The sequence below is a fragment of the Bradyrhizobium sp. CCBAU 53351 genome, from assembly GCF_015291745.1.
Taxonomy (GTDB): Bacteria; Pseudomonadota; Alphaproteobacteria; order Rhizobiales; family Xanthobacteraceae; genus Bradyrhizobium.
The window spans coordinates 51,849-67,943 of sequence record NZ_CP030060.1 but is presented as its reverse complement, the minus strand read 5'-3'; the positions used below and the strand labels follow the sequence as shown (position 1 = coordinate 67,943).

The window sequence follows — 16,095 nt, the reverse complement described above, 5'->3', positions numbered from 1 at the left end:
AGTTCCATATGACTACATCTCTAATTGCAAGAAGGGGCAGCGGGTCGCCGCCGCCCCCTCGGCACTTCACATGGTCGATCGGATTTCGGCCGCGAGGTCTGTCAATGTCGCCTTCACGTCAGCTCCGTTGACCATTTTCTGCATGGCAACGGCCCAGGCATTCATTGCTTCGGCAAAGCCGACGCGAGCTGTAAAGGCCAGCTTTGCCCGGTCCTGCACGCTCTTGAACGTGTCGACAAAGTTGTTGAATTCAGGCTTTGCCGCGTATTCGAGCCATGCCTTGTCAGTCCAGGTCGAGGTGCGCGGAGAGTTGACGAGCTTGCCGGCCACGGCACCGTTGAGCTTCACTTGCTTCGAAGTCGCCCATTGGATGAAGAGCCACGCAGCTCCCTTCTTTTGCGATGCCGCATTCATCGCCAAAGACCAGATCCAGATGTTGGATTCGAAGTTTTTGGCATTCGGAGCACGCAAGGGCGGCGCAAATGCTATTTTGCCTGAGGCTGGCTTGCCGGCAACGTCGTTCCAAAAGCCAAACATGTTGGAATCGATCGCCATGGCTGTGCGGCCGGAATTGATGCCTTCGACCACCTGGTACCAATTGTCGTTAGCAAAGGAGGGCGCCGCGCACTTCTTGATCATGTCCACATAGTCCTTGTGGAAAGCGATCGACTCGGGTGAGTCGAGGCCGGTGTCGAGCTTACCGTCCTTGACGGTGAAATCGTGCACCCCGTAGGACCTGGCGATCGAGATTGCGGCCGTGTGGATGCTGCTCCAGAACCGCACACCGCGGACGCCAAGGGGCGTAATCGTCGGATCGGCAGCCTTCAGCTTTTCGCATGCCGCGGACATCTCCGGCGGGGTCGTAGGGACCTTGATGCCATACTTGTCGAGGATGTCCTTCCGTTAGAACAGTTGGATATTCTCGAAGCCATGCGGAATGGCCCACACCTGCCCGCTTCCCGGCTCGATCTGGCCTTCCTTGACCTTCCAAGTCAGCGCATCTCGTAGTGCTGGGAAGAAATCCTTGTAATCGTAGCCGGCCGCCGTAAGTTTCGGATCGTTCAGATAGCGGTCGAGGGGCTCAAGCAATTGACCGGGCGCAAGATCCCAAGCCGGTTGAATGCCCGTACCGACAACGTCCCAGCTTGGTGATTTGGTGCTGAGCTGGATCGTCAACTTATTCCAATACGCATCGTCCGGATAAAGCTCCGGCGTCACCTTGATGCCGGTAAGCTTCTCGAATTCCGGCAGCTGGGCTGCAACCGCATCGGCATATGGATGAATATCGGAGGCCCAGACGATCGACTCGCCTTCGAACTGGCGCCAATTGATGTCGTCTGCCTTGGCGTGGGTAAGCGCCATGGCCGTTCCGGCCAAAAGCGTGGAGCAGATAAGGGTAGCTTTCCTAGCAAAATTTGCTGAACGGTCCGGACAAGCAGCGTACTTCCTTGGCATGATTCCCCTCCGGTGAGCTCTTTGGCCCGTAAACCTCGTGCCCCCTCCTCTTCGAGAGGCCGCAGTGTCGGCAAGGCTAGCGCCCGCTGTTCCGTCGTAAGCGGTTTTCCGAACTCTCTTTGGGTAAGATTGGGTAACGTCGAACAATCGGTAGTTCAGAAAGTGATCCGCGGATCGCGTCAGGCGTACTCAAGCCACGTTGTCTACCAATTTGCTGGACTGGCAGCAGTCATCCTCAAGGATCAATTAGCAAACTTATGACGCTGACGCCTCGTAGCTTCGGCAGTCAAACGACAGTCGATTGTCCTGGGATGTGGCGGCTCCGAAATCTCTTGTGCACGCGCCGGTTAGCGAGGTTCACAATGACCGTTCTCGAGTGCGCGATAGGGCAAAGGTTTCAATCCTCCACTGCAGTACTTCACACGGTTTTCCGTCTTCCGTACCGTTCCTCCGAATGCGCCGAGACGGCTTTAAGCTGCAAGAACCGTCATCAGGAATCTCCGGACCTCTGTCTTCAGCCGCGCGCTGTCGTTGGACAGCATCTGCGCGTAGGTGAGCAGTTAACTCGAAGCCGAGCCGGTCTCCGTTGCGCGGCGCTTCACGTCGGCTATGCTCGAAGCCACTCGGCGGGCCCCGTGTGTGCCTCCTGGATATTGGAGGAGATCTCTTGCGTAACAGCTCCTTGTTCGTCAACCGCGCACAAGATCGCCGACCAAGAACTAAGTTCAACGGCGGCGTGGGCCAAGCGTGTAACTCATCAGCAACGCGACCACGAGCAGCACTCCCTGAACGAAGCTTTGCGCGTAGTACGGGAAATTGAACATTGTCAGTCCGTTGATTAGTGTGGCGACGAAGACCGCGCCAACCAGCGTACCGACGGCATTCGCTTTGTTGGCGCCAAGCACGGCATATCCCACGAGCGCGGCGGACACGGCCTGCAGCAAGTACGCGTCGCCCACATTGACGTCGCCCCGGTTGGAGCGGGCCGCTAACATGACTCCGGCGATTGCTGCCAACGCGCCGGAGATCAGGTATGCCGCCATGCGATAACGCGCCACGCGGATGCCGGCCGCCGCGGCTGCGATCGGATTGCCCCCAACGGCGTAGAAGGCCCGCCCCCACCGCGTGTAATTGAGCAGCACAATGACGACGATGAATATCAGACCTGCGACCACGACTGACGCTGGGATACCGAACAGCCGCCCACCACCTAGCCAGCCGAATAGCGGCGAGAACTTGCCCGGAGCGACATTGCCGTTGAACGACATACCCTCCGCGATCGACTGGCCCGAGACGCCGAGCAAGGTCAACCCGTTGATGAGGAACAAGCCGGAGAGCGTTGCCACCAGATCGGGGATGCGGGCGTAGACAATGAGAAAAGTGTTGAATAGGCCGACCGCGACGCCCGCCGCCACGGCGATCAGAATCGCTGGGGCGCCACCGAGGTCGCCGATCACCATCGCCGCGGTTGCTGCCATCACCGCAAGCGACATCGACGCTCCTACGGACAGGTCGAATCCGCCGACCGTCATCGAAACCGTGGCGCCAAGCCCGATCACCGCGACCACCGAGGCCGCTTGCAGGATAAACATTGCATTGGCGAACGTGCGGAAGAACGGCTGCTGCCAGGAGAAGAACAGAATCATCAGCACCAGAACGGCCAAAAGCCCGTAGCGGTAGATGAAGACTTTCAGCTTTTCCGCGCTGCCGCGGGTGGATCCAGGCTCGGCCGGCTGCGCGAGCGAGTTTTGGATTGTCATTGAAGGGTGCCCCCACTTACGCCTTGCCGAGCTGCACCGGTCCGGCTCATGATTTCAGAAAGCTCTTCGGAGCTGAGCGCATCCGCCATAACTTCGCCCGCGATCGCTCCTTCGACCATAATGAGTACGCGGTCGGCGACCTCCACCACTTCCTCAGGGTCCGACGACGAGACTACGACCGAGTTGTACTCCGAGAAAGCCCGCAGCGCGTCCGAGATGATGCCGCGCGCTCCGATGTCGATTCCCCGGAACGGTTCGTCAAGAATTAGAAGTGACCAGCCGTGCTTGAGCCAGCGGCCGACTAACAGCTTCTGCTGATTGCCTCCCGACAGCGCCTCGATGGGGGCATCCCAGCCGGGACACTTGACGTTGTAGTCACGGATGATATCCTGGGTGAATGCCACTTCTTTATGTAGGTCGATGAAGCCATAGCGGCTGAAGAATCCCATTGCGCCGATCGAGCAATGCTTCGCCAGGCCCTCGCCAGGGAAGATCGATTGCTTCGCGCGCTCCTCCGGCACCATCGCCACGCCCCTCGTCAGCGCATCGGCTGCGTCGCGCGGCTTGAAGGGCCGATCGTTGAGCAGCATCTTGCCCGAAACCAGCGGCATAGCACCGTAAATCTGTTCCAGAAGCTCGGTCTTCCCGGCGCCAACGAGCCCGGTGATACCGATCACCTCGCCCTTGCGGAACGTCAGGTCGACGGGCACCGCATCGGGCCGCACACGCAAGCCGCGTCCGACAAACACCGGCACCTGGTCCGAGCGGCGGATGACATGTTTCGCCGACAAGATCAGATCGCCGAGAATTGATGTCGCTATCGCATTCGTATCGAGCGGTGACTGGTGCTCGGAAACGATCTGACCATTGCGCAAAACGACTGCGCGGTTGCATAGTTGCTGGCTCTCGCTCATGCGGTGCGAGACGTAAAGCACCGCGATACCGCGCCGCTTGAGGTCCGCCACCGCCTCGAACAATTTTTCCGCTTCACGCGCCGACAGCGTCGAAGTCGGCTCGTCGAGGATCAACAGCTTAGGGTTCTTCACTAGGGCGCGCGCGATCGCCACCTCCTGCCGACCGCTCGCTGACAGTTCCTCCACCGGAGCTTCCAGCGGTAGCTTGAGGCCCAACTTCTGCTGCACCTGCTGCGCGCGGTCCATGACGCTGCGGCGGTTGAGAAAGAAGGGCGAGTCGGCGGTCGAGAGATCGTCGAGCAGCAAATTTTCTGCCACTGTCATGCCGAACACCACGGCATCGTCGATGTTCTGGTGAACGGTCGCGATGCCGCAGTCACGCGCTTCGGTCGGCGAGCGGATTTCGGTCCGCTCGCCCTCGATCAGGATTTCGCCGGACGTGCGCAGGAAATTGCCGGAGAGCACTTTGATGAGCGTGGACTTGCCGGCGCCGTTGGCACCGAGCAGACCCAGCGTCTCGCCCGGCATAATCGAGAAGCTCACACCCTTTAGCGCTTGCGTGGCACCGAAGCGCTTGGTGATGTTGCGGAACTCGACGAGGGCTCTCGTTCGCTCGGACATAGGGCAACCTCCAGCGAGGCTTTCCTGCGTGGACCGATTCATTTCATCTTATCCATCCAAGGGGCCTTCGCCACGTCCGGCGTCTTCAGATCCGGAAAGACCGCACCAAGCTGTTCGATGTTCTCGACTTTGTTCGTGCGCAGCTCTTCCTGAGTGATAACCAGCGGCGGCACGCTCAGCGTGTTGCCGATGAGGTCGCCGGCAATCCTGGCCGCGGCCACCCGCAGTACGACCGAGCCGACATTGGACTGGTTGGTGGTAGCCGTGACCACCCAAGGACTGTGTGGCTTCGTCATTACCGCGATGTCGGCAGTTGAGATGTCCATGCCATAGGTCTTAACCTTGTCCGCCAGACCGAGTTCGCTGATCGCTAGCGATGCGCCTTTGGTGAACTCATCATACGGCGCGACAATCGCCTTGACGTTTGGATGGGCAGTCAGCGCTGCCTTGGCCTGATCGGCCGTCTGGGCGGCAGTGTTGGCGTTGACGACGCCGATCGTCGCTACCGTATTGACGCCAGGGTTGGCCCTCAAGAATTCCTTCCAGACTTCGTTGCGCAGATCGAGCGCCTGATAGCCTGGCACATAGACATAGATGACGTCAGCCTTTGCACCGTCGCCGCCGATATGGGCCTTCAGAGCACCAAGGATGCCGGTCATCATCAGCTTGTCGCCCTGATCAACGGTGATGACCTTGTCCGACGGCTCGACCGAAACGTAGTAGGTCACGACAGGAATATTGGCGTCAGCGGCCGCCTTGATGCCGTCGCGCAGACTATCACCAAATCCCCAACCAATGACGATGGCATCCGGCTGAGTGGCTACGGCCTGCTGCAGCATCAGCGCCTGCTTCGCATTGTCGCCGTCGGCGTTGTAGACCGTCAGCTTGACGCCGAGCTTCTTCGCTTCAGCCTCAACGCCGGCAATCCACTCCTGATACACGTCGCCAGTGTTGAGCTGGCGGACAACCGCGATCTTAACCGCGTGATTCTTAAACTTTTGCGGTACCTCGGCGTGCGCGTCCGACTTAACTCGAATCGGAGTGGGCCCGTCTGCGAACGCTACACTTGTAAGGGCGATCCCCGCGACGCCTGCGAGAAATGCGCGACGAACAATCCTTGCCACAATCATAACGTTTCCCCTTTGCTGACGTGGTGCTTGGCCGCGGAGTTCTCCGTGCGGCTTGAGTTCTTCAATAGGATTCTAGGGTACGTTGAGCACCCAGTCAGGCTCGAGCGTCCTTCTTGGCATAAGCTTCAGCACGCCGTTCCATACGAAGCTTTAGACGCTCATCGGCTTCAGGGCTGCCGTCGTGAAAGCTGCCAAACCACTTGTCTAGTGGGACCGCCCCATCAGCGTAATTCACCTCGAAAAGCTTGTGGTGAAGATAATGAGCGTAGACTCCAGATGGGACGGTGCGCTCGCCCCCCAGCTCGGTTCGATCGAAACCGGTATGGGCAATTGCTGGAGCGAGGCCCGCGCGCATCACCATGGCAAGCATATGTATTGGATGTGAATTGAAGACAGCGATCAACACGATGACAGAAAAATACAGGATGTGTTCGACCGGGTGCATCGCTAATCCCGACCAGGGAAGCACGTTCGTATTATTGTGGTGCAATGAATGAACGTACTTGTAGAGGAGACGAGTATGAAGCAGGCGGTGAACCGCGTAAAAGTGGACCTCATGAATGAATGGGACGAGTAACAGCAGGACGATGAACCATATTGGGTTGTCTGACAAGGTGATGAGAGGCACGTAGCCGTTGGCATAAAGATAAAACGCCGCGACCTGATATGCTGTAAAGACCGGAACGCCGCTCGTTATCGTCCAGAAAATATTGTCCAAAGCCTGTTTGCCGAAGACGAAAACAGTAGCTCTGGCCGTGGGCCAACGCGGGTTGTACTTAAAGCGCGTCTCCTGCCGTCGCAAAACGTAGAGCCAAGAGTGCCAGGCGCCATACCAAAGGACGACGATGGCATAGTTGAGGAGAACGAGATAAAGTACCCAGCCGATCTCGAGTGTCTTCATTTGTTCAAGAGACGGCGCAAGAAAGAGCCAATAACCGATCCCGAACACGATAAGCAGCAGGTTCCAAGGCAAAAAGTACCCTGGCAACCACTTTATCACCGCCATAGGTTTCGGAGGCAACGTGAACAACGGCCCATAACTGATGAGCTCCTTAGGCGCGTAGTGACCAAACTCGTCGCGACGGCCGAATTTAGTTTCCTCCATCATCGCTTCCTCCTGGCGCGCAATCCACCCCTATATTTTCTTCAGTATATGGCAGAGCGTTGGATGGCTCGATGGTTAGGTTGATTGAAATCCATCAAAATGTCGAGCTACGGCTTACTGCATTGTCGCCACGGCCGCTAAACGCTCGTCATTGTACGGCTCGTTTGCTCCCCTGCACGCTACGTATAGCGGTCGAGAGTATAGATTGCAGATCGGCAACTGATGCAACTTAGCGTGCTCGCTATCGAAACACCGGTACACCAGACATCACTGCCTTTCGAACCGCGATGCAGCATCTGAGCGGCCACAACGGATTGCGCCGGGCGCCACTTCGAGGTGAACGACTTCGCCGCGAACCGGTCGCTCGCGTTATTAGCAGCGAACCGTTGTACGCTGAGGGCTGCGCCACCGGCGACGAACTTTGGCGTCTTGCTCACAACGGACCACACGACCTTCACCGCCGCGGCCGAACTCTTCGCCAACTTCGACCACGGCGCCGCAATGTTCGCGTTGTGTCCGTCGTCAGATAATTTGAGACCGCTCATGCATTTCGAGAAGGGAGGCTCCGGATCATCTTGGGCTAGAGGTTAAGCTGCCTGCAGTCGATGCCGCAAGCGACGGATTGCGATGGTCTCGCGCTTGATGCGCTCAGCAAGATGCGGTTCTTCAAGGTCTGATGCCAGTGCCCTGGGTCTGGCGATGATTGGCGCACCGCGCACAGGCCGTATGTCCTTGCCCTTGAGCCAGGTGGCCAGATCATCCGCGACGTAACTTGATCCGTTGTCGCTGAGAAGCCGTGACCGCTGCTTTATATTGATGTACTCCAGGCCTGAGGCGACAAGCGCCCGGTCGAGCGTGGCCGTAACGTCGGAGGCGCACATGGTTGGGCTCATCCTCAACGCCACGATATAACGCGAGAAGTCAGCGAGCACAGTGAACAGATAATACCAGCCCCAGCCGGTGATCTTGAGGTAGGCGAAGTCAGTCTGACAGAGCTGGTTGATCGCCGTGGTCTTGTCCTTGAACTCGTTGGCCGTCTTGATCACCTCATAGGCGGGGCTGGTGATCAGGTCGTGCGCCTTCAGCAGCCGATAGACCCAGCGCCTCGGAGACTAAGTACTTTCTGTCATCGGTGAAGCGCACCGCCAGCTCGCGCGGCGACAGCTCGGGAATCTCCAGCGCCAGATCGATGATCTGACCGCGGACTTCGTCAGGAACCCGATTCCAGACCATGTCCGACTTCGAGCGATACTCAGCCAGTACCTCAACGCCAACCGCACGGTAGCGATCGTACCACCGATAAAATGCGGCTCGCGGGATGCCGAGCTTCTCGAGCGTGCGTCTGGCACGCAGATGGTGATTGCTCGACCAGCGCGATGATCTCGGCCTTCGCGAACGCAGGATACCTCATGCCTCGTCCTCCCCAGCCGCGCTCAACTCTTTTTTGTAAGCGGTTCTCCAGGGTACGATCGGCGACCACCTCCTTCAATTCGGAGGCTTCACGACGAAGATCCTTGACCTCGCCGGACGTGGCTGAGCGGGCAGTGTCGCCCCCCAAGGCGGCGTTTGCCAGCCTCAAGGAACTCCTTGGACCGGCCATAATACATCGAGGCCACACAGCTCGGAGATATTCTCCTCGTCGCGCAAATCCTTCCAACACGATACGGATATTCTTTTCCGCTGAATACTGCCGAGGTGCCTGGCGTCGGTTGTCCTTCAGCACTTGTTCTGCCGGGGCTTTGTCCGGCCCGGATTTCTGCTTCAACTTCGCTCCGTACGGCAACGATGAACCAGAAATCCTCCTTCGTGAAGTCCTGGTCTCAGAGGCGCTGACGGCGAACACGCCACACTACATGGCGTTGATCCTACGCCGGCAGGCCGCCGACTCGGGGCGCCCCGCACACGAGCGAGTCTACGAATCGTAAACATGATGGAAAAACATCAGGTTCAGAATAGCCTAAATCAGATGTCGGCGACTAACCTCCAAGCTCGCACAGTTCGGACTTGATGTGATGGCTCGAAGAATTGTCATAGTTGGTGCTGGACATGCTGGGACGAGTGCAGCTCGCGCACTACGGGAGCATGGGTGGTCCGACGAGATTGTACTCCTAACGGAGGAACGGTCCGCCCCTTATGAGCGTCCGCCTCTGTCCAAGTCAGTCCTTACTCAAGAGGAGAGCTTCAGCGGCGTAGCGGCTCTTGCCCCAGGTTGGCTTGACCAGAACGGAATCCTTTTCCGCTCTGGGGTCAGAGCGGAAGCAATCGACCGGGACGCACAGAGCGTTACACTCGCTGGAGGAGATCGTTTTCGGTATGACTACCTCCTGCTCGCGACAGGAGCAAAACCGCGTTTTCCGCAGTTGCCTGGCGTCGGCTCGAAGGGAGTGATCGCGCTGCGGTCGTTGGATCAATCCGCCGTTCTCCGAGAGAGATTGATGCCGGCACGAAGGCTTGTCGTTATCGGCGGAGGACTGATCGGATTGGAAGTCGCGGCGTCTGCCCGGGCAAGAGGTGTTGACACAACAGTTTTGGAAAAGGCACCCGCTCTGCTGTCTCGCGTGATGCCGATCTCGACGTCCGATAGAATCTTAGAACTGCATCGTTCCAACGGCACCAAGGTTTTCCTCGGAGCGGACGTGGAGGCGATCATTGGTTGCGACATGGTCGAGGGCGTGCGACTCAGATCAGGACAGGAATTCGTAGCCGACACAGTTCTGGTTGCTGTTGGCGCGGATCCCGACGTTGAATTGGCGCAGAAGGCTGGCCTTGCCACTGACGACGGCATTCTCGTCAATGAATACCTCCAAACTGCAGACTCTCGGATCTTCGCCGCCGGAGACGCAGCAAGATATCCGGCGTCGACGGGTAAAGACACGATACGATTGGAGGCATGGAAGAATGCGCTGGACCAGGGGGGCACTGCCGCGTTGAACATTTTGGGACGAAAGGTTTCCTATAGGGCAGTTCCATGGATGTGGTCTGATCAATTCGACAAAGTATTCCAAGTTGCTGGCATTCCGAACAAATCGCAGGTCGAGGTAAATCGTAGTTTAGACGATGGGGGTATAGTAACGTTTCTCCTAGACAGATTTGGCGTTCTAGAGGCCACGGCGGCGTTCGGTAGCCTATCGCAAGTAGCAAAGATCGTCCGAGTCGCGACCTCGATAATTGAGAGGCGCCTTCGCCCGTCGCCTTCCGTCCTGCAGGACCCAAGCTACGATTTGAGAAAGCTCTTGCAGTCAGATGCCGTCAACGCCCACTCAACGCATGAAGCCGCTCTCTCAGCAGTTCGAAGGTAGACACTACATGAACACCATCCTGTTCTTTCAGTCGCTTTGGGCCATGGAATTGCGAAGCGCGACGGAGCCAGAACGCGGGCTTGAGGAAAACATCCGAATGATCAAAGATGCCGGCTATGACGGCGTTAGCGCAGATTGGCGGAGCCGGGAGTACGTACGCGAGCTGCATGGCCTGTTGAAGGCGAACGGGTTGACAGCCGAAGGCCAGTGTTTTCCGAAGACCATCGATGAGCTCAAGCCAGTGCTCGAAAATGCAACGGAATTCGGTCTTCATCATCTTGAGATTCAACCAGATGTACGGCCACGTCGCTTGGATGATTGCATCCCGCTTTTAGAAGGATGGCTGCGGCTTGCCGAGGAGGTCGATTTTCCCGTCTATATAGAGACACATCGCGACCGGATGACGACCGACCTGTTCTTTACACTCGATCTACTTGAACGAATCCCCGATCTCAAGCTGCTGGGGGATATTTCGCACTTCGTTGTTGGGCGCGAGTTCTCATGGCCAATTACCGAGGAGAATAACAGCCACATCCATCAAGTTTTGGATAGGTGTTGGGCGTTCCACGGTAGGGTAGCAAGCCGCGAGCAAATACAAATCGAGATTAGCTTCCCGCAGCACCAAATGTGGCTCGACCAGTTCTTAGAGTGGTGGGGCTACGGCTTTCGGAGTTGGCGCCGGCGCGCGGCGGACGGAGAGGCATTGGCGTTTACTTGCGAGTTGGGGCCGCGGCCGTACGCGATAACCGGTCGAGATGGTGAAGATACAACGGATCGCTGGAGCGAAGCCCTGATGCTTCGAGAATGCGTCAGGAAGGCTTGGGACAAGTCTGGAGCCCACCTGGAAGACAACGCGTAGAGCACAACGACAGCGCTTGAACTCAGGAAACGTTACAGCCCACTACTGCTCCGCTGCTGAAGACTGCAAACTGTAGACTGCAGATGTAGGTGTCCAGATCAAGGCGATCGCGATTTGTTGTATCGTCGATACACGCTTCGTGTGCTGATCCAGATGGCCTCTTTCTGTTGATTTGAGCTATGAGAGCGCTGGGATCTTGGTCGACATCGGTTTGGGGGGCCCGGCCGGAAGCGGCGCATGCATACATGGTCTATTGAGAAGATCCAAAGGTGCAATGAGGTCGACGGGTACGCGGGAGAACTAGAAGTCGACCTAATGATAGCCCGACTTTGCCGCCGGATCGATCGACGAAGGGTTCGATGTCAGGTGCAAAAGTGATGGCGCCAGACGTTCAGCATATTCTAAAGAGGGAAGAGAAGTTCAACATGAGCCTAGATTTGAAGATGGTTGACGACACCGCTCGTACATGGGTGTTTGCGTGCAAGGTAGAGGATATTCGGCTTCAAGACGTTCGTCGCTGGGAGTTTGACGGGCATTCATACGCAATATTTCGCTCCCCGAAGGGCGAAATCTTCGTAACAGACGATATTTGCACTCATGAACACGCCCACCTGTCCGATGGTTATGTTGAGGGCCACACGGTGGAGTGCCCCCGTCACTCTGGACGGTTCAGCTATATGACGGGAAAGGCACTTGGCGCTCCGGTATGCATAAACCTGCGCACGTACGAGGTGAGAATCGAGGATGGAGCGGTCACCGTTTTGGTACCTCGACGGGCTTAACCCGCAACGACCTCTAACTCGGCTCCGTCAAGCGTGACAGAGTTGCAGATAGCGCGTGAAGCAATCAGCTGACGCATTTTTCTCAGCTCTCGCCCGATGAGCGCCGTGGGTCCGATGGCGGTCGCGCCGACGAGTCGTTCAAGTGCGTCGCAGTGAAGCAAGATCGCGCTTCCAGACGCTGTCGGTTTTCGCCTTGTCGACGTACCGAGATGAGGTAACCCCATTATTTGAAGGGAGAGGTCGTACTGGTCAGACCAAAAGAATGGGACTGACGGCGCCGTAACTTCTTCGCCCAGCAGTACGGCGGCTAGGATTCTTGCGTGATCCTCCGCGTTTTGCCACGACTCCAAACGTATATGCCGTTGGTAAAGTGGATGCCAGAAGGCGGCAATGTCGCCACAGGCGAATATGTTGGGATCAGAGGTACGCAGCTGCTCGTTAGTTATTACACCAATGTCGATCTCCAAGCCGGCGCCAATCGCAAGGGATATCTCAGGTTCAACACCAACGGCAACGACGGCGACACTGCAGTCAACAGCATCTCCATTGCTGAGAACAGCGCGCTTTAGGCTACCATGGCCATTGGAAACGAACCTCTCGACCATGGCCCCGTACGTCAATTGCACACCAGCGTGGAGGTGCGTCTCGGCAAGGCGATCTGCTACCAGTCGCGGCACCAAGCGAGAAAGCAGTCGGTCGGAAGCTTCGATCACTCGTGGCTGGATGCCGCGCTGTGCGGCGGCCGCCGCGACTTCGAGGCCGATAAATCCGCCACCAACGACGGCCACTCGGTTTGATGCCAGGAAGTACTTAGAAACGGTTTGAGCATCGGCGTAACTTCGAAGGCTAAAGACGCCGCGGAGCTGACTTCCTTGCACCGGAAACCCGCGAACTCGAGAGCCGGTAGCGAGAACCAATCGATCGTATCTAATCACTTTACCGTCGCTAAGTCGGATGTTTTTCCGGACGCGATCAACATCTTCAACGGCGACGCCGAGATGGGTCTCTACACGCTCCCAAACTGGGTCGTTAGGCTTCCACAACACGCAGTCATCGAGCCCGCTGGTGCCCAGGAGAACTCCTTTAGATAGCGGAGGTCGTTCGTAGGGATAGATAGGCTCGGCCCCGACGAGGGTCACGTGGACGCGATCGGGGCCGCGAGACAAGAGTTGCGCCAATCTGCCGCCGGCGTGCCCCCCTCCAACGATGACTATTCTGCATCGCTCAGTCATCAGTTATAATCCTGTGCATCCATGACATCTTGGTGCGAAGTGCGGTGTTGACCTGCGATGGGCTATCGTCAACAAACATACCGCAAAACGAAAGCCGAAGCGAATGAAACCTGGGCTGAACGAGGTAGCCAAGCTCGCTGGCGTCGGAATTGCAACGGTCGATCGCGTCCTCAATGAACGAGCTAATGTATCCCCGAAGACGGCGCTGAAAGTCATCGAAGCTGCTCGTCAGCTGGGGATCAGTCGGACTCTTCCATCGCCCCATCGTCGGCTCTTTCGAGTCAAGGTAATAATGCCTTCGCAAAGGACGCCCCTTCTGTTGCGGCTTGCCCGAGCGTTTGAAAGCCAAATCGCGCAAACTACAAAATCCCTTGTGATCGAACGCGTCCTATTCGAGGAGCGGCATGCGGAAGCGGTCCCGGGTCTGATTCGCGCGGCCAAGGCAGACGCGGTGATAGTGTACGGACCCGAGACAGATCAAATGATAGATGCGATTGCCTCGGTGACCTCATCGGGGACCCCTGTCATTACTCTCGGATCAGACCTGCCGACGACACCACGGTTGGCCTACGTCGGGATTGACCACTACGGAGCCGGACGAGCTGCGGCATTCTTCATGTCCCGGATGGTCAATCGGGGAATCTACTTAGCGGTCTGCTCCGATCTGAAATACCGAGCGGAGGCCTCTAGGATTAGTGGATTTCGAGACGGTGTGAAGGCAGAACTTTCTTCTCCGATACACGTCGAGATAATGGAGAGCGATGAGTGCCCTAAAGGAATGTCCGAGGATGCTGTCAGCGGTATCTACGTCGCGGGATCAAAAAATGGGCTTGCCCACACAGTGGCACCGTGGTTGGCCAGAGCACCAATCGTGATCGCGCACGACCTTAGCGACGAGGTCAGACAGATGATGAAGACCGGCGTCGTTGCTCTGGCGATTGATCAGAACCCGGAAGAACAAGCATCGAGGTCGGTAGCTCTTCTCTTAGCCCGCTTCGGCCTAACGGCTCACGCGCCCGAGGCCGGGATAGTATCGTTTACCGTCCACACGAAATACAACATCTAAGACTGTGCAGTATCCAGAGTCCTGCGAGGGCCGCTCTTTTTCATCGCGACCGGCGCGTTCTGCGCGCTAGCGGCAATGCTGCGTTTGGCGCGGCTGACGAGCAGCCTGCCCTCGGCCGAAAGGCGCCCGAACTCGCCGTGGGCCAAGCTTGATGGTATCCGTCCGGTGATGCTTGCGATTACCCACATTTTTTGAGTCAGAGTTTCGCTCCCGTTGCGATATCGATGAATCGCGATAATCCGCGCCATATGATCAGATTCCCTGGTGGCGGATCGTTGGCGCGGGCGAGATAGCCGCCGAGCCTGGCGATCTTGATAAGATAATGCGACAATGTCTTTCGTTGTGTGTCGACTGGATTCTTGTCTTCGACGAGCCGATCAAGCAATTGGCTTTCAGCCTTGGTCAGCACAAATCCGGTGAGGCATTTGGCGCTGAACGATTAAGCATCGTCATCCAAAAAATGCGCCAGCTCACAATGCAGAATACCGAGATCAGATTCGTCAATCGCTGAGCAGTCCGCAGTTGCGAGTCCTCCTCTGCCCTACAGCCGGATTTGAGTATCTTGTGGAAGACCTCGATCTTCCATCGCAGGGAATACCATTCGAGTTTCTCGATCGCAGCCCTGCGCCGATTGCACTGGAAGATCGGTCAGGAGTTTCCATTCAATCTTCTTTCTGTTCTTTGGCGCTCCTCTTTCATCAGCGTGGATCACTGTCATAGTCAAAGTTGGATACCGCGACTGCTTGCCGATCGGTAGCAAAGTACCGATTTTACGATACCGGATTTCAAGAACAGACTGGTCTGGATTGCCCTTGCTATCCTGGACTTCGATCCGGTGGAGGCCTTTGACCACGACCTCGTCCATTATCGTTGCAACGGTATGATCGCCATCGCCTGCCAGGCGATTGACAAAGGTCCTTACCAAGAAATGCGTTCCAACCTCTTGGGCGGCGCACAACAAGTCATAAATATCGGCCTCACGATCACCGATATGGATGCACTGCGTGGCTTCTCGAAAAGCTCCGTGGATTGTTTGAGGTTCTCCAGCCACCGAATGCTCTCCTTGGTTTCAATGGGGATCCGTGTCAGGTTGACCTCGCGCCTGAGCGCGGCGCCCCCTCTGAACTTCTTTCGGTCCAGAACTTCACGGCGCTGAGCCCCAGTGGAAGCCCCTCGAGGGTCACCGCAAAGCTCGAATGCATCAATATTCCGCATGTCGTGTACGTTTGGGTTTTCCGTCCAATCTTCGGGAGTTGCTTTTGGGGATGCGCTTAATCATCCCGATCAGATCCGGGCGCTCTCTTTGATAGGTGAACTCGGTCGTATCATGCGGGACAAGAACAGGACCTTTCGCAGCCGCGATACGTTCCCGCGTCGATTTAAAGAGACCAGACAGAATGTCGGCCTCGCTTACTCGTTCATTGGAAAAGAAACGATAGGCCGCCTTGGTATTCGCCCAGTCTTGGCAAACCATCGGAATGCTCTGGCCGATGTCTCCACCGATCTGCTTCAGTAGCATGTAAATCTCTCGCCAAGTCCAGCGTCCTGGAATTCGCAAAGCGCTGCTTCACGATCAAACCAGGTCATCGCGTCGGACGCCTCCCGATGCAAGGCTCAGCCTCACAATCTCGCGCACCTGGCGCATGATAACCCTCCTCGTCGGCATCCAATCCTCCCAGCTGCTTCCAGCCGGAGAATTGGCCCAACGATCGGGCCTCACACCATCCGAATCTGCGCGCGATCAAATCCGAATGCTGCGCGGAAAATGCTCGGAATGCTGGGCGCGATCATTTCGGAACCCTGCGCGCCATCAAGTCGGTACGGTGCGCACCATCATCTCGGAATCCGCACGCATTGTCTGGGTGGTCTTGA

General features: G+C 57.1%; 13 protein-coding genes and 4 pseudogenes. 5 read left to right on the top strand and 12 right to left on the bottom strand.

Annotation, left to right across the window (positions count from 1 at the left end; translation table 11 throughout):
- Positions 1-66: 66 nt before the first annotated feature.
- The 8 genes and pseudogenes from XH83_RS35340 to XH83_RS35310 all read right to left on the bottom strand — a co-directional run.
- Positions 67-1,362, bottom strand: a pseudogene (locus tag XH83_RS35340) (extracellular solute-binding protein).
- Between the two features lie 563 nt (positions 1,363-1,925).
- A pseudogene (locus XH83_RS39920) lies at positions 1,926-2,167 on the bottom strand (hypothetical protein); the annotation flags it as partial.
- A gap of 13 nt (positions 2,168-2,180) precedes the next feature.
- Positions 2,181-3,215: an ABC transporter permease gene (locus XH83_RS35335; RefSeq protein WP_128929769.1), complete on the bottom strand. Its 1,035-nt coding sequence runs from the start codon at positions 3,213-3,215 to the stop codon at positions 2,181-2,183.
- Positions 3,212-4,750, bottom strand: a complete 1,539-nt coding sequence (locus XH83_RS35330) for a sugar ABC transporter ATP-binding protein (protein WP_164934141.1) — start codon at positions 4,748-4,750, stop codon at positions 3,212-3,214. The genes XH83_RS35335 and XH83_RS35330 overlap by 4 nt, the downstream gene beginning before the upstream one ends.
- Before the next feature lie 38 nt (positions 4,751-4,788).
- Positions 4,789-5,880, bottom strand: coding sequence for a substrate-binding domain-containing protein (locus XH83_RS35325; RefSeq protein WP_128929771.1), 1,092 nt, complete (start codon positions 5,878-5,880; stop codon positions 4,789-4,791).
- A gap of 94 nt (positions 5,881-5,974) precedes the next feature.
- Positions 5,975-6,988, bottom strand: coding sequence for a sterol desaturase family protein (locus XH83_RS35320; protein WP_128955099.1), 1,014 nt, complete (start codon positions 6,986-6,988; stop codon positions 5,975-5,977).
- Between the two features lie 176 nt (positions 6,989-7,164).
- Complete coding sequence (locus tag XH83_RS35315; RefSeq protein ID WP_128929773.1) at positions 7,165-7,530, bottom strand: hypothetical protein; 366 nt, start codon at positions 7,528-7,530, stop codon at positions 7,165-7,167.
- A gap of 104 nt (positions 7,531-7,634) precedes the next feature.
- Positions 7,635-8,750: pseudogene (locus XH83_RS35310) on the bottom strand (DDE-type integrase/transposase/recombinase); the annotation flags it as partial.
- Positions 8,751-8,997: 247 nt separating this feature from the next.
- Here XH83_RS35310 and XH83_RS35305 point away from each other — a divergent pair.
- The 3 genes from XH83_RS35305 to XH83_RS35295 all read left to right on the top strand — a co-directional run bounded on the left by XH83_RS35305 (position 8,998) and on the right by XH83_RS35295 (position 11,925).
- A complete protein-coding gene (locus tag XH83_RS35305) occupies positions 8,998-10,284 on the top strand; it encodes an NAD(P)/FAD-dependent oxidoreductase (protein WP_128929774.1) in 1,287 nt (428 codons plus the stop codon).
- Between the two features lie 7 nt (positions 10,285-10,291).
- Positions 10,292-11,143: a sugar phosphate isomerase/epimerase gene (locus tag XH83_RS35300; RefSeq protein ID WP_128955100.1), complete on the top strand. Its 852-nt coding sequence runs from the start codon at positions 10,292-10,294 to the stop codon at positions 11,141-11,143.
- 443 nt (positions 11,144-11,586) lie between these two features.
- Positions 11,587-11,925, top strand: a complete 339-nt coding sequence (locus XH83_RS35295) for a MocE family 2Fe-2S type ferredoxin (RefSeq protein ID WP_128930174.1) — start codon at positions 11,587-11,589, stop codon at positions 11,923-11,925.
- On the opposite strand, the gene XH83_RS35290 is transcribed toward XH83_RS35295, so the two are convergent.
- Positions 11,922-13,157 carry an NAD(P)/FAD-dependent oxidoreductase gene (locus tag XH83_RS35290; protein WP_232995607.1) on the bottom strand — a complete coding sequence of 412 codons (1,236 nt, stop codon included), beginning with the start codon at positions 13,155-13,157 and terminating at the stop codon, positions 11,922-11,924. The genes XH83_RS35295 and XH83_RS35290 overlap by 4 nt on opposite strands.
- Before the next feature lie 103 nt (positions 13,158-13,260).
- Here XH83_RS35290 and XH83_RS40470 point away from each other — a divergent pair.
- Positions 13,261-13,338 (top strand): annotated as a pseudogene (locus XH83_RS40470) (LacI family DNA-binding transcriptional regulator); the annotation flags it as partial.
- A 192-nt stretch (positions 13,339-13,530) separates the two neighbouring features.
- Positions 13,531-14,223 (top strand): substrate-binding domain-containing protein, encoded by a 693-nt coding sequence (locus XH83_RS35285; protein WP_232995608.1) that lies wholly within the window; start codon positions 13,531-13,533, stop codon positions 14,221-14,223.
- Positions 14,224-14,419: 196 nt separating this feature from the next.
- Here the strand turns inward: XH83_RS35285 and XH83_RS39915 are convergent, their stop codons facing one another.
- The 3 genes from XH83_RS39915 to XH83_RS39905 all read right to left on the bottom strand — a co-directional run bounded on the left by XH83_RS39915 (position 14,420) and on the right by XH83_RS39905 (position 15,742).
- Positions 14,420-14,632 (bottom strand): hypothetical protein, encoded by a 213-nt coding sequence (locus tag XH83_RS39915; RefSeq protein WP_232995609.1) that lies wholly within the window; start codon positions 14,630-14,632, stop codon positions 14,420-14,422.
- A 132-nt stretch (positions 14,633-14,764) separates the two neighbouring features.
- Positions 14,765-15,274, bottom strand: coding sequence for a hypothetical protein (locus XH83_RS39910; RefSeq protein WP_232995610.1), 510 nt, complete (start codon positions 15,272-15,274; stop codon positions 14,765-14,767).
- A gap of 150 nt (positions 15,275-15,424) precedes the next feature.
- The gene (locus tag XH83_RS39905; protein ID WP_232995611.1) at positions 15,425-15,742 is read right to left on the bottom strand and encodes a transposase DNA-binding-containing protein; all 318 of its coding nucleotides are present in this window, start codon (positions 15,740-15,742) and stop codon (positions 15,425-15,427) included.
- Positions 15,743-16,095 lie beyond the last annotated feature (353 nt).

Excerpts from the sequence above, each read along its gene's own strand:
- XH83_RS35335 (WP_128929769.1), bottom strand. The coding sequence starts at position 3,215 with ATGACAATCCAAAACTCGCTCGCGCAGCCGGCCGAGCCTGGATCCACC.
- XH83_RS35330 (WP_164934141.1), bottom strand. The coding sequence starts at position 4,750 with ATGTCCGAGCGAACGAGAGCCCTCGTCGAGTTCCGCAACATCACCAAG.
- XH83_RS35325 (WP_128929771.1), bottom strand. The coding sequence starts at position 5,880 with ATGATTGTGGCAAGGATTGTTCGTCGCGCATTTCTCGCAGGCGTCGCG.
- XH83_RS35320 (WP_128955099.1), bottom strand. The coding sequence starts at position 6,988 with ATGATGGAGGAAACTAAATTCGGCCGTCGCGACGAGTTTGGTCACTAC.
- XH83_RS35315 (WP_128929773.1), bottom strand. The coding sequence starts at position 7,530 with ATGAGCGGTCTCAAATTATCTGACGACGGACACAACGCGAACATTGCG.
- XH83_RS35305 (WP_128929774.1), top strand. The coding sequence starts at position 8,998 with ATGGCTCGAAGAATTGTCATAGTTGGTGCTGGACATGCTGGGACGAGT.
- XH83_RS35300 (WP_128955100.1), top strand. The coding sequence starts at position 10,292 with ATGAACACCATCCTGTTCTTTCAGTCGCTTTGGGCCATGGAATTGCGA.
- XH83_RS35295 (WP_128930174.1), top strand. The coding sequence starts at position 11,587 with ATGGTTGACGACACCGCTCGTACATGGGTGTTTGCGTGCAAGGTAGAG.
- XH83_RS35290 (WP_232995607.1), bottom strand. The coding sequence starts at position 13,157 with ATGACTGAGCGATGCAGAATAGTCATCGTTGGAGGGGGGCACGCCGGC.
- XH83_RS39905 (WP_232995611.1), bottom strand. The coding sequence starts at position 15,742 with ATGCTACTGAAGCAGATCGGTGGAGACATCGGCCAGAGCATTCCGATG.